Genomic DNA, 11,876 nt, shown 5'->3' with positions numbered 1-11,876 from the left:
GGTGCGCGGATGCCGACGGGTCACGTCACGCGACGGAGCGTGGAAAGACCGGATGCCGGTGGCAGGAAGGATCGTCGGATCAGCGCGTGGACAGGACGCGGAGGCGACGATTCAGATCAATGGACTTCCAGACACGGCGGACAGGACCCGAAGACTCTACCCTGGTCGCCGAGGCTCCCACAAGAGCCGGACGCAGACTTCGGCGCACCGTCCCTTCCCCGCGCCGAGCGCGGTCAGGATGCCGTCGCGGCATCCTTCCACTGCGAGACGAAGGTGCGCACGTCGGTGAGCTCCTGCTCGGAGATGCTGTGCGTGAGGCCCTGATAGACGCGACCGGACAGCTCGGAGTGATCCGGCAGCCACTGCGCGGTGTGGTCGATCAGGTGCGGCGGGATGACGTCGTCGTGCGTGCCGCGGCCCCAGAACACCCGTGGCCTCGTCTCCCGCAGCAGGGGGTCGTTCGGCAGATCGCCCGGCGCGACGTACCCGCTCAGCGCGACCACCGCGCCGAAGCGCGACGGGTCGAGCCGGAGCGCCTGCAGCGAGACAGCGGCTCCCTGCGAGAACCCGAGCAGGGCGACGGATGCCGCACCGCCGGCCTCCTCGTCGAGCCACGCCAGCACGGATTCGGCCGCCGTCGTGATCGCCGCCGCACTGCGCGACTGCAGATCATCGATCGGGTACCAGGAGCGGCCGGGCATCGGCCACGGCGGCGTCAGCGGCGCGGCGAGCGCAGCCACGGCGATGCCGTCGGGCAGGTAGGGCACCAGGCCGAACAGGTCGCGCTCGTCGGCGCCGTAGCCGTGCAGCAGCACGAGCAGCGGCCTGCCTTCGCGCGGGCCGTCCGACCACAGGGTCGCGGCGGGATCGATCGAGAGGCTCACTCCTTCATCCTGCCAGCGACCGGGGACGCTGATAGAAAGGACCCATGACCGTGCGCACCCCCGACCCCGACCCGGACGGCGACTTCGGCTTCGACGACGTGCCCGCCAGCCAGTCGAACCCGGCGTGGCTGAGCGACATCGAGCTCGAGGAGGCGCGGCGCCGGTTGCCGATGCTGTACGTCGAGGCGATCCCGGTGCGCACCGACGGATCGGGTCAGGTCACCGCGGTGGGTGCGCTGCTGCGCTCGACGCCGCTCGGGGAGATGACTCGCACGGTCGTGTCGGGCCGCGTGCGCTATGGCGAGACGATCCGCGACGCCCTGTTCCGTCACGTCGAGAACGACCTCGGCCCGATGGCGTTCCCGCTGCTGCCGCCCGCGCCGGTGCCGTTCGCGGTCGCCGAGTACTTCCCGATCCCCGGCGTGAGTGCCTACCACGACGACCGTCAGCATGCGGTGTCGCTCGCGTTCATCGTCCCGGTCACCGGCACGTGCGAACCGCGGCAGGATGCGCTCGAGGTCACCTGGTTCTCTCCCGAGGAGGCGGGGTCCGACGCGGTTTCCGCCGAGATGGAGGGCGGCCGCGGCACACTGCTTCGGCAGGCGCTCGCGCACCTCGGCCTGCTCCGGTAGATCGCGGGACGGCTCCCGGCGCCCTGACACCCCGGCATGAGCGCTGACACCCCGCCTACGCGCGGAAACCCCGGGTTGCGAACGCGTGAAACGCGGGGTGTCGGCGGTAAGTCGGGGTGTCGACACCGCAGTCGCCTAGGCTCGGGCGGGTGACCGACCCGATCGCCTTCCCCACCGCCCCCGCCGACTGGCTCGATTTCGTGAACACCCGGGTCTCCGAGCGTCTGGAGCGAGCCGCCGCGCTCGCCGTACAGCTCACAGACGGCGCCACGCGCACGACCCTGCAGATCCTTTCACTGTGGAACGACCTGCAGATCGAGCTGCGCCGCGCCCGCGACGAGGCCGACGTGCTGTGCGAAGTGCATCCCGATCCCGGTGTGCGCGCCGCGGCCGAGAAGGCGGTCGCAGCCGCCAAGGACGCCGCCGCCGCTCTGTTGGCGGATGCCGAAATCGCGGCCGTCTTCACAGCGGCCGACCCGGACGGGTTGGACGCGGATGCCGCACGCTTGCGCGAACGCATCCTGCGCGAATTCCGCCGGGGCGCGGCGGACCGCGATGAGGCCACCCGGCGACGAGCCCGCGACCTGGCCGCGCGCGACAGCGAACTCTGCCTCGCGTTCGCGCGGAACATCCGCGAGGGGCGCCGCGAGATCCGGGTCGCCCGGGAGTCTCTGGCCGGACTCCCCGAGGACTTCATCGCGCAGCATCCGATCGGCGACGACGGGCTGGTGGCACTCTCGACCGACGCGATCGATGTCATCACGGTGATGACCTACGCCCGCGACCGCGCCGCCCGCATCGTGATGCGCCGCGCACACGCCGACCTGGCGTGGCCGGCGAACGACGAGGTGCTCTCCGAACTGCTTGAGGTGCGGCGACAGCGTGCCCAGCTGCTCGGGTACGCAAGCTGGCCGGACTACCAGACCGAGACCCTGATGGTCGGGTCGGCCGCCTGCATCGCGTCCTTCCTCGACGAGGTGGACGAGGCGTCGCGTCAGGCGTCGGAGGTCGAGTACGTGCTGCTGCTGGAGCGGCTGCGTGAAGACGAGCCGGACGCTGAATCGGTGACGACGGCCGATCAGCACTACCTGCTGGAACGGTTGCACGACGAGCGTTTCGCCGTCGACGCGCAGGAGGTGCGTCGGTACCTGCACTTCGAACGGGTGCTGACCGGGCTGCTCGACATCACTGGCAGGCTGTTCGATATCGCGTACGTGCCGTCGTCGGATCCCGCCTGGCATGACGATGTGCGCAGCTTCGACGTCGTCCGCGCCGGCACCCGGATCGGACGGGTCCATCTCGACCTGCATCCGCGGGAGGGCAAGTTCAACCACGCGGCAAGCTTCCCGCTCGCGCCCGGTGTGCGCGGGCGGGTGCTGCCCGAAGCGGCCCTGGTGTGCAACTTCCCGCGCGGACTGATGGAGCATCGGCAGGTGCAGACGTTCTTCCACGAGTTCGGCCACCTCGTGCACGATATCCTCGGCGGCGATCAGGAGTGGGTGGATTTCTCCGGCATCGCGACGGAGTGGGACTTCAGTGAGACACCCAGCCAGATGCTCGAGGAATGGGTGTGGGACGCCGGTGTGCTCGCCACGTTCGCCCGCGACGAGGCGGGAAAGCCGATTCCGGCCGACCTCGTCGAGCGGATGCGCGAGGCCGACGCGTTCGGGCGCGCGCTGCTGGTGCGCACACAGCTCGGGCACGCGCGCGTCTCCTACCAGCTGCACATGGACCGTCCCGCCGACCTGGCCGCGGCGACCGAGCACTGGTACGCCGTGTCGACGCCGGTCGCGCGGCTCGACGGCGCGCACACCTACGCGGCGTTCGGGCACCTGACCGAGTACGGCTCGTGCTATTACACGTACCAGTGGAGCCTCGTGATCGCGCGCGACCTGCTGACCGGCTTCCGGGGGCTCATGGATCCGGCATCCGCCACCCGCTACCGACGCCAGATCCTCGAACCAGGGGGCAGCCGCGACGCCGCCGATCTCGTGGAGTCGTTCCTCGGACGCCCGTTCGCGGTCGATGCCTACCGGGAGTGGCTCGGGGCGCACTGACACCTCGACATGAGCGCTGACACCCCGCCTACGCACCGACACCCCGGGTTGCGAATGCGTGCAACGCGGGGTGTCGGCGGTAAGTCGGGGTGTCGGCGCCCCAGCCGCGAGGCTCAGGCGGTCGTCAGGCGAGAGAGCTCCGCGACGAATGCGTCGACGTCGGACTCCTGCGTGTCGAACGAGCACATCCAGCGCACTTCGTTGCGTGCGGCATCCCAGTCGTAGAAGCGGAACGCCTCGCGCAGGCGGTCGGCGACGCCGTCGGGCAGCGTGGCGAACACGCCGTTCGACTGCGTCGGCTGCGTGAAGGCGACGCCGCGGATGCTGCCGTCGGCGATCCCGCGCTCGATCGAGGCCCGCAGTCGCTGCGCCATCGCGTTGGCGTGCCGCGCGTTGCGCAGCCACAGGTCGCCCTCGAGCAGCGCGATCAACTGCGCCGACACGAAGCGCATCTTCGAGGAGAGCTGCATGTTGAACTTGCGGGAGTAGATCAGGCCGTCGGACGCCTCGGGGTTCAGCACCACGATCGCCTCGCCGAGCATGGCGCCGTTCTTGGTGCCGCCGAAGCTGAGCACGTCGACGCCGGCGTCGCGGGTGAACGCGCGAAGCGGGAGATCGAGGGCCGCGGCCGCGTTCGACAGGCGTGCGCCGTCGAGGTGCAGCTTCATGCCGCGCTCATGCGCGTGGTCCGCGATCGCACGGATCTCGTCGGCGGTGTACAGGGTGCCCAGCTCGGTCGACTGGGTGATCGAGACGACCAGCGGCTGCGCGCGGTGCTCGTCGCCCCAGCCCCACGCCTCCTGGTCGATCAGCTCCGGGGTGAGCTTGCCGTCCTCGGTCGCGACGGTGAGCAGCTTGAAGCCGCCGATGCGCTCTGGAGCGCCCCCCTCGTCGACGTTGATGTGGGCGCTGGATGCCGAGATCACCGCGCCCCAGCGCGGGAGCATCGACTGCAGGCCGGTGACGTTGGCTCCGGTGCCGTTGAAGACCGGGAAGGCCTGCACGCCCTCGCCGAAATGCTGCTGGAACACCTCCTGCAGGCGGGCGGTGTAGACATCCTCCCCATATGCGACCTGGTGGCCGTCGTTGGCCGCCGCGATCGCGGCGAGGACCTCGGGATGGATGCCGGAATAGTTGTCGGATGCGAAGCCTCGGACGGCGGTGTCATGCAGAACGCTCACCGAACAAGCCTATTGCCTGAGAGGGCCGCTGCCCGCCCGCAGACAGGCTGCCGAGAGGTGCCCCTGTCGGATGTCGGAGGCGGTGATTACGCTCGGATCCGTGATGGACACAGCTGGTTCTCCACGTGCGGACAGCGCCGATGCGGGCGCGGTGATCCCGGGTGATCCGCGCGCCACCCGGGCGTTCACGAACGTCCTGGTCAACACGCTCATCGCGAACGTGACGACCAGCTTCCTCTGGTTCGCCCTGACGTTCTGGGTGTACATCGAGACGCAGTCGGTGCTCGCGACGGGCATCATCGGCGGCGCCTACATGCTGTTCGTCGCCTTCTTCTCGATGGTGTTCGGCACGATCGTCGACCGCAATCGCAAGCACACCGTGATGCTGCTGTCGAGCCTGGTGTCCGCGGGCGCTTTCGCGGTCGCCGGAGGCATGTACCTGTGGCAGCCGGAATCGGCACTGCTCGATCTGGGTGCCCCCTGGTTCTGGCTGTTCTCCGGCGTCATCCTGTTCGGCGGGGTGATCGAGCAGCTGCGCAACATCGCACTGTCCACGACCGTCACCCTGCTCATCCCCGAGGAGCGCCACGCGAACGCCAACGGCCTCGTCGGCACCGTGCAGGGCATCGCATTCCTGGTGACGAGCGTGTTCTCCGGCCTGTCCATCGGCTTCCTCGGCATGGGCTGGACGCTGGTGATCGCGATCGCGGCGATGGGCCTGACGTTCGCGCATCTGCTGTTCATCCGGATCCCCGAGGACAAGCCGCAGCCCGACCCCGACGCCCCCAGCGCCCTCGACTTCCACGGCAGCGTGCGCGCCATCCGCCTGGCGCCCGGCCTGTTCGCGCTGATCATCTTCTCCACGTTCAACAACCTCATCGGCGGCGTCTACATGGCGCTGATGGACCCGTACGGCCTGACCCTGTTCAACGCGCAGCTGTGGGGGTTCGCGCTGGCGTTCTCGTCGACCGGGTTCCTCATCGGCGGCGCACTGGTGGCGAGGTTCGGCCTCGGCAAGAAGCCGGTGCGCACCCTGCTGTTCGTGGTGATCGCGATGGGTGTGCTCGGGTCGCTCTTCATGATCCGGGAATGGTGGCCGCTCTTCGTGGTCGGTATGTGGATGTACATGACCCTCATCCCGCCGGCCGAGGCGGCGGAGCAGACGATCATCCAGCGGGTCGTCCCGTTCGAACGCCAGGGGCGGGTGTTCGGCGTCGCCGCGGCGATGGAGGCGGCCGCAGCTCCCGTGACGGCGTTCCTGATCGCTCCGATCGCCGAGTTCTTGATCATCCCGTACATGAAGGGCGAGGCGGGTCAACGGCAGTGGGGCTGGCTGCTCGGCGGCGGTGAGACGCGGGGCATCGCGCTGATCTGCTTCTTCGCCGGGATCGTCATCGTCGTGGCGGCGGTGCTCGCCTTCTTCACCCGCTCGTACCGGAAGTTGAGCGACCTGTACGCCCGCGCGCCCGAACCCGCACCGGAAGAGGGCGGGGGAGCGGATGCCGGAGCCGCTGCAACACCGGAGCAGGAGGCTCCACCCGCCCTGCCCGACCCGGTCACAGCACGGGGCGGGTTCGCGGAACCGCGCCGTGCTGAGGCGCCCGACGACGCGAACGACCCCGACGCCGCCCGTGGATGAGGCGATTGACACGCGCGTGCGTGTCGTCGCGGCGAACCGCGTGCCGTGGGACCATCTGCAGACGATCCTCACCGGCACCGCCCGCCGCTGTCAGTGCGAACGTCAGCGGCTCGGCGACGGCGACTGGTGGCACATGCCCGAGGAAGAGCGCGCGGCCCTGTTCCGCAACGAGCTCGGGTGCGACGATCCGCGCACCGAGGACACCATCGGCGTCGTCGCCTACCTCGACGACGAACCGGTCGGCTGGTGCGCGGTCGACCGCCGCAGCGTGTACGCCCGGCTGCGCGGGTCGCCGGTGCCGTGGCTGGGGCGCTCGGAGGACAAGGACGACGACGCGGTGTGGGCCATCCCGTGCCTCATCGTCAGGCCGGGATTCCGCGGGCGCGGTCTGAGCTACCCGCTCATCGCCGGCGCGGTCGAGCATGCGCGCTCCCGCGGCGCCCGTGCGATCGAGGGCTATCCCATGCTCACGGGAGGCGCCAAGGTCACCTGGGGTGAGATGAACGTGGGCGCCGTCGGCCCGTTCGCGGCGGCCGGGTTCACCGAGGTGAGCCGCCCGACCGTGCGCCGGGTCGTCATGCGGCTGGAACTCTGACGGGTGGTCGGCGCCCTAGTGGTCAGAGGGTGATCACCCGGTCGTTCAGCTCTCCGGCATCCGTGTCCCACAGCGAGACCACGGCGGCGGCGAGCGCGTCGGGGTCGAGCGCCTTGACCCGCAGCACGACGGATGCCGCGCGCAGCGGCTCACCGGCATCGCGCGCGGCCTTCGCGAAGCCCTGCGCGACGGCGCGGGCCCACGCCTCGCTGGCCGCCTTCACGGCGGTGTAGTTCGCGCCGCCCGCGAGCGGTCGCTCCACGGTGGTCGAGGAGACGATCGCGAAGCGTCCGGCATCCGCTGCCTTCAGCGCCGCGTCGAAGGCCCTGCTCGTGGCGCGGACCGCCTGGAGCGCCGGCAGCAGCGCGGCGAAGTCCTCGTCGGTCTGCCCGGCCAGGCCCCCACCGCCGCGCCACCCGCCGACCAGGGGGAGTACGCCGTCGACGGCGCCGAGGCGCTCGGCGAGGGCGGACATCTCGGCGAGTGAGGTCGCATCCGCGACTTCGGTCTGCGCGCCGGCATCCGTCAGCGGCGCGAGCCGCTCGTAGGAACGTCCTGTCGCGACGACCCGCGCGCCGGCCGCAACCAGCGCGCGGGTCGTCGCCAGGCCGGCCGCGCTCGTCGCCCCGGCGAGGACGACGGTGCGACCGGCGAGACGGCTGTCAGTCATCGGTGCCGCGGATGCCGACGGTCGACTCGATGACCGGCTTCATCTTCTTGTCGAGGGTCTCGAAGAACATCGACAGCGGGAACTCGTCGTCCATGACCGCGTCGGTGTACCCCTTCGGGGCGCCCGCGAGGATCTCGTCGCTCAGGCCGCGCGCCCACTTCGAGGCGGGGTGCGGGGTCAGGACGCTGCGCACCAGGTCGTAGGCCGCGAGCCAGTGCGCCACCTTCGGGCGGTCGATCGAGTGCCAGTACAGGTCGTCGATCGCGTCGCCGAGGGCGACGACCGCGTCGGGCACGTTCTCCCAGTCGAACGCGAGGGCGGTGTCGGTCCAGTGCAGCACGCCGCGCTGGTGCAGCCACGCGAACAGCAGCTGACCGCCGACCGCGTCGTAGTTGCGGACGCGGTTGCCGGTGATCGCGAAGCGGAAGATCCGGTCGAAGATCACGGCGTACTGCACGAGAGGCGCGTGCTCGAGCATCTCCTGCTCGGCCGGGGTGAGCTCCTCACCCGCCTCGACGCGTGCGGTCAGCGCGCGCTGGATCTTCACCGACTCGCGGAACGCGGTCATGTCGCAGCGCATCTCCTCGAGGGAGTACAGGAAGAACGGCATCCGCTGCTTGATCATGAACGGGTCGAACGGCAGGTCGCCGCGCATGTGGGTGCGGTCGTGGATGATGTCCCACATCACGAACGCACGCTCGGCGAGCTTCTGGTCGTCGAGCATCGCGGCGGCGCGCTCGGGCAGCTCCAGGTTGGTGATCTCGGATGCCGCTCGGACGACGCGACGGTAGCGCGCAGCCTCGCGGTCCTGGAAGATCGCGCCCCAGGTGAACGATGGGATCTCGCGCATCGCCACGGTCTCGGGGAACAGCACCGCCGAGTTGGTGTCGTAGCCGGGCGTGAAGTCCACCAGGCGCAGCGAGACGAACAGCTTGTTGCCGTAGTCGCCGGCTTCGAGCGCCGCGATGAACTCCGGCCAGATCGTCTCGACGATCAGCGCCTCGACGAGACGGTCGCTGGAGCCGTTCTGGGTGTACATCGGGAACACGACGAGGTGTCGGATGCCGTCGATGCGGTGCTGCTGCGGCTGGAACGCCACCAGCGAGTCGAGGAAGTCCGGAACGCCGAAGCCCTCGGCGGCCCAGCGGTCGAAATCGGCGATCGACGCGGTGAGGTACTCGGCGTCGTGCGGGAAGGCGGGGGCCAGGGCGCGGATGCCGGAGGTGATCGCGGCAACGAGCTCACGAGCCCTGTCGTGATGCTCGGCGTCAGGGATCGAGCCGTCCTTCACCTGCAGTTCGCGGATCGCGATCGCCGCAGCCTTGAGCTGCGCCCAGGCGGCGGAGTTCTCAGCGGTGGAGGCGTCCTCGACGACCTCGGGCTCGCCGATGATGGCCTGGTTGCTGGTGATGATGGACATCGGACCCTCCGATCGTGAGGTAAGCGGAAAATTTCCGGCGTTCAGTGGATGTATCCGATATTATTCCATGCATGGACGATTCTGTCGACCGCGCCATCCTCACCGCGCTCTCCCGCGACGGGCGGGCCACGCTCGCGCAGCTGTCCGAGGCCGTCGGCCTTTCGGTGTCGGCCGTGCAGTCCCGCCTCAAGCGGCTGGAGACGCGCGGCGTCATCGCGGGGTACCGGGCGATGCTCGACCCCGAGCAGGTGGGGACGCCGCTGTCCGCGTTCATCGAGATCACCCCGCTGGACCCGGCGCAGCCCGACAATGCCCCGGAACTGCTGGAGCATCTGGAGGCGATCGAAGCCTGCCACTCCATCGCCGGGAACGCGAGCTACATGCTGTTCGTGCGGGTGCCGTCGCCGCGCGCCCTCGAGGAACTGGTGCGCGACATCCGTCTCGCTGCGAACGTCAGCACTCGCACCACGGTCGTGCTGCAGACCTACTACGAGCACCGCCCGATCATCCCCGTGGGGAAGTAGCGCTCAGCCGCCTGGCATCCGCGCGCCCGCTTCCAGGCGTCCGCGTGTCGTGGGAGCCGAAGGCAGGTTCCGGGGCGTTCCCACCGGACTTCGGCTCCCATGCTGCGCCCGCCGCCGCACGCTGCGCCCCGCCGCCACCCGCCGGATCCCTCATCGCCGCGCTCGCTAGGATGCCTGCGTGGCAGCATCCTCGAAGCAGAAGAAGGCGAAGCGGCGCAGCGGCGGAAGCGCATCCCGGCGACCGGTAGGCAACCCGGCGAAGCGCCCGACCACCACGACCCGCGAGCCGGTCACCGCGAAGGACTGGATCGGCGCCGCGCGGCTGCGCACGCTCCCCCTGGCCGTCGCTCCCGTGGTGCTCGGCACCGGCGCGGCGCAGGTGGTCGATCGCAACCTGCACTGGGTCATCGCACTGGCCTGCCTCGCCGTCGCCGTGCTGCTGCAGATCGGCGTGAACTTCGCCAACGACTACAGTGACGGCATCCGCGGCACCGACGCCGACCGGGTCGGCCCCGCCCGCCTCACCGCCTCGGGCCGGGTCCCGGCCAAACGGGTCCTGATCGTCGCGCTGGCCTTCTTCGCGCTCGCCGCGTTGGCAGGGTTGGCCATCGTCGTCCGCACCCAGCAGTGGTGGATGCTGGCGGTCGGCGCCACGTGCATCGTCGCCGCCTGGTTCTACACCGGCGGCAAACGGCCGTACGGGTACAACGCCCTCGGCGAGGTGTTCGTGTTCGTGTTCTTCGGACTCGTCGCCACGCTCGGCACCACCTGGGTGCAGGCGTTCGCGCTGCCGCTGGAGGCCTGGCTCGGCGCCGTCGCCGCGGGACTCTTCGCGTGCGCGGTGCTGCTCGCCAACAACCTGCGCGACATCGACCAGGACCGCGCGGTCGGTAAGCGCACCCTGACCGTGCTGATCGGCAAGCGGGCCACGCAGCTGCTCTTCACCCTGTTCGTCATCGTGCCGTTCGTGTTCGCGGTGTGGTTCGCGCTGCTCTACCCGATCGCGTGGATGTCGCTGCTGGCGCTGCTCGCCGGCATCCCGGCCATCCTCATCGTGTGGACCTACCGGCAGCCGCGCGAACTCGTGATCGCGCTGGGACTCACCTCGCTGACAGCCCTCGGCTACGCCGCGTTCGTCTACTGGGCGCTGGTCGGCTGACACGTGGAGGTCGCGTCCTTCTCCCTGCCGGCCCGTGCCGGCCTCGAGAGCGAGGACGCGCTCGCCGTCGGCGACGGGGTCGTCGTGGTCGTGGACGGCGCCGGCCTGCCGAAGGCGATGCGGAGCGGATGCCGTCACTCGGTCGCCTGGTACGCCCGCGTCCTGGCCGAAGCGTTCCGCGAACGCCTCGAGGATGCCGGCACGGCCATGAGCGATGCGCTCGCCGACACCATCGCGCACGTCACCGCCGCGCATGCGCACACCTGCGACCTCGACGCAGGTTCCCCCAGCGCCACGGTCGCGGCCTGGCGGCTCACCGGCGACGAGGTCGAGCACCTCGTGCTGTGCGACGCGTCGATCGTGCTGATCGCCCGCGACGGCACGGCTCGCGAGATCACCGACGCCCGCGTCGACGCGGCGGCGCAACGCGGGGCCGCCTACATCCTGGGAGACGGTCCGCACACCGACGAGCAGATCGCCGCGGCCCGATTCGCCGCCCTCGACGCCGCGCGCAACACCGCGGGCGGGTTCTGGTGCTGCCACACCGACCCGGATGCCGCGCAGCACGCCCTCACCGGACGCACCGCCCTCACGGACCTGGCGGCCATCGTCGCCGCCTCCGACGGCGGCACCCGCGGGTTCCAGCTGCTGGGCGCGCACTCGATCGAGGAGTTCGCGCGGCTGGCATCCGCTCGTCTGCTCGACGAGATCGCCGCGGCGATCCGCGCTGCGGAGGGCGGCACCGATCTCCGCCTCACGAAGAGGCATGACGACATCACGCTCGCGGTGGCGAGCTTCTGAGGCTCAGGCCTCGCGGCCGTCCTCGACGTCCTCATCGCTGGGGCCCGCGGTGCGGGCAGCGCGCTTCTCGTGCAGCTGACGCGACACGTCCGAGAGTGGGGCGCGCAGGAAGAGCAGCGAGATGCTCATGCCGATCAGCGCCGCGAACAGCGCCGCCAGCCACCAGTACTCCCGGAAGATCGGGAAGAGCCACAGGATCCCGAGCGGGACGAGGAAGGCCAGCAGCCGCAGCACGGTGTACACGAGGAGGGGCGGCAGCTTCACCCGTCCAGTCTAGGTCGGTGAGGATAAGCGTCGGCTGGGTGGGCGCAGCG

General features: G+C 70.2%; 12 protein-coding genes. 7 read left to right on the top strand and 5 right to left on the bottom strand.

The window, feature by feature from the left end; translation table 11 throughout:
- Positions 1-233: 233 nt before the first annotated feature.
- The gene (locus RIF65_RS07920; protein WP_309066741.1) at positions 234-884 is read right to left on the bottom strand and encodes an alpha/beta hydrolase; all 651 of its coding nucleotides are present in this window, start codon (positions 882-884) and stop codon (positions 234-236) included.
- A 44-nt stretch (positions 885-928) separates the two neighbouring features.
- Between RIF65_RS07920 and RIF65_RS07915 the strand changes: the two genes are divergently transcribed.
- Positions 929-1,516, top strand: a complete 588-nt coding sequence (locus tag RIF65_RS07915) for an NUDIX hydrolase family protein (protein WP_309066742.1) — start codon at positions 929-931, stop codon at positions 1,514-1,516.
- A 149-nt stretch (positions 1,517-1,665) separates the two neighbouring features.
- Positions 1,666-3,573, top strand: coding sequence for a M3 family metallopeptidase (locus tag RIF65_RS07910; RefSeq protein ID WP_309066743.1), 1,908 nt, complete (start codon positions 1,666-1,668; stop codon positions 3,571-3,573).
- A gap of 113 nt (positions 3,574-3,686) precedes the next feature.
- On the opposite strand, the gene RIF65_RS07905 is transcribed toward RIF65_RS07910, so the two are convergent.
- Entirely contained in the window at positions 3,687-4,754 is a 1,068-nt protein-coding gene (locus tag RIF65_RS07905) for a threonine aldolase family protein (protein WP_309066744.1), read from the bottom strand.
- A 103-nt stretch (positions 4,755-4,857) separates the two neighbouring features.
- Between RIF65_RS07905 and RIF65_RS07900 the strand changes: the two genes are divergently transcribed.
- Together RIF65_RS07900 and RIF65_RS07895 are read left to right on the top strand one after the other, a co-directional pair.
- Positions 4,858-6,393 carry an MFS transporter gene (locus RIF65_RS07900; protein WP_309066778.1) on the top strand — a complete coding sequence of 512 codons (1,536 nt, stop codon included), beginning with the start codon at positions 4,858-4,860 and terminating at the stop codon, positions 6,391-6,393.
- Positions 6,386-6,988 carry a GNAT family N-acetyltransferase gene (locus RIF65_RS07895; RefSeq protein ID WP_309066745.1) on the top strand — a complete coding sequence of 201 codons (603 nt, stop codon included), beginning with the start codon at positions 6,386-6,388 and terminating at the stop codon, positions 6,986-6,988. The genes RIF65_RS07900 and RIF65_RS07895 overlap by 8 nt, the downstream gene beginning before the upstream one ends.
- Positions 6,989-7,010: 22 nt before the next feature.
- Here the strand turns inward: RIF65_RS07895 and RIF65_RS07890 are convergent, their stop codons facing one another.
- Positions 7,011-7,658: an SDR family oxidoreductase gene (locus tag RIF65_RS07890; protein WP_309066746.1), complete on the bottom strand. Its 648-nt coding sequence runs from the start codon at positions 7,656-7,658 to the stop codon at positions 7,011-7,013.
- Positions 7,651-9,078, bottom strand: a complete 1,428-nt coding sequence (locus tag RIF65_RS07885; RefSeq protein WP_309066747.1) for a DUF6421 family protein — start codon at positions 9,076-9,078, stop codon at positions 7,651-7,653. Before RIF65_RS07885 ends, RIF65_RS07890 begins: the two co-directional genes overlap by 8 nt.
- Before the next feature lie 71 nt (positions 9,079-9,149).
- Between RIF65_RS07885 and RIF65_RS07880 the strand changes: the two genes are divergently transcribed.
- From RIF65_RS07880 to RIF65_RS07870, 3 genes are all read left to right on the top strand, one after another.
- Positions 9,150-9,602 carry an Lrp/AsnC family transcriptional regulator gene (locus RIF65_RS07880; protein ID WP_309066748.1) on the top strand — a complete coding sequence of 151 codons (453 nt, stop codon included), beginning with the start codon at positions 9,150-9,152 and terminating at the stop codon, positions 9,600-9,602.
- Between the two features lie 178 nt (positions 9,603-9,780).
- Positions 9,781-10,761 (top strand): 1,4-dihydroxy-2-naphthoate polyprenyltransferase, encoded by a 981-nt coding sequence (locus RIF65_RS07875; RefSeq protein WP_309066749.1) that lies wholly within the window; start codon positions 9,781-9,783, stop codon positions 10,759-10,761.
- A gap of 3 nt (positions 10,762-10,764) precedes the next feature.
- On the top strand, positions 10,765-11,562 hold the full coding sequence (locus tag RIF65_RS07870; protein WP_309066750.1) for a protein phosphatase 2C domain-containing protein: 798 nt from the start codon (positions 10,765-10,767) through the stop codon (positions 11,560-11,562).
- 3 nt (positions 11,563-11,565) lie between these two features.
- Here RIF65_RS07870 and RIF65_RS07865 read toward each other — a convergent pair whose 3' ends face one another.
- A complete protein-coding gene (locus tag RIF65_RS07865; protein WP_309066751.1) occupies positions 11,566-11,826 on the bottom strand; it encodes a DUF4229 domain-containing protein in 261 nt (86 codons plus the stop codon).
- Between the last annotated feature and the right edge of the window lie 50 nt (positions 11,827-11,876).

This window comes from Microbacterium sp. (assembly GCF_031180975.1).
Lineage (GTDB): Bacteria > Actinomycetota > Actinomycetes > Actinomycetales > Microbacteriaceae > Microbacterium.
This window is presented reverse-complemented; position numbering and strand designations above follow the sequence as displayed.

Coding starts and splice junctions, on each gene's coding strand:
- RIF65_RS07880 (WP_309066748.1), top strand. CDS start 9,150: ATGGACGATTCTGTCGACCGCGCCATCCTCACCGCGCTCTCCCGCGAC.
- RIF65_RS07900 (WP_309066778.1), top strand. CDS start 4,858: ATGGACACAGCTGGTTCTCCACGTGCGGACAGCGCCGATGCGGGCGCG.
- RIF65_RS07915 (WP_309066742.1), top strand. CDS start 929: ATGACCGTGCGCACCCCCGACCCCGACCCGGACGGCGACTTCGGCTTC.
- RIF65_RS07885 (WP_309066747.1), bottom strand. CDS start 9,078: ATGTCCATCATCACCAGCAACCAGGCCATCATCGGCGAGCCCGAGGTC.
- RIF65_RS07890 (WP_309066746.1), bottom strand. CDS start 7,658: ATGACTGACAGCCGTCTCGCCGGTCGCACCGTCGTCCTCGCCGGGGCG.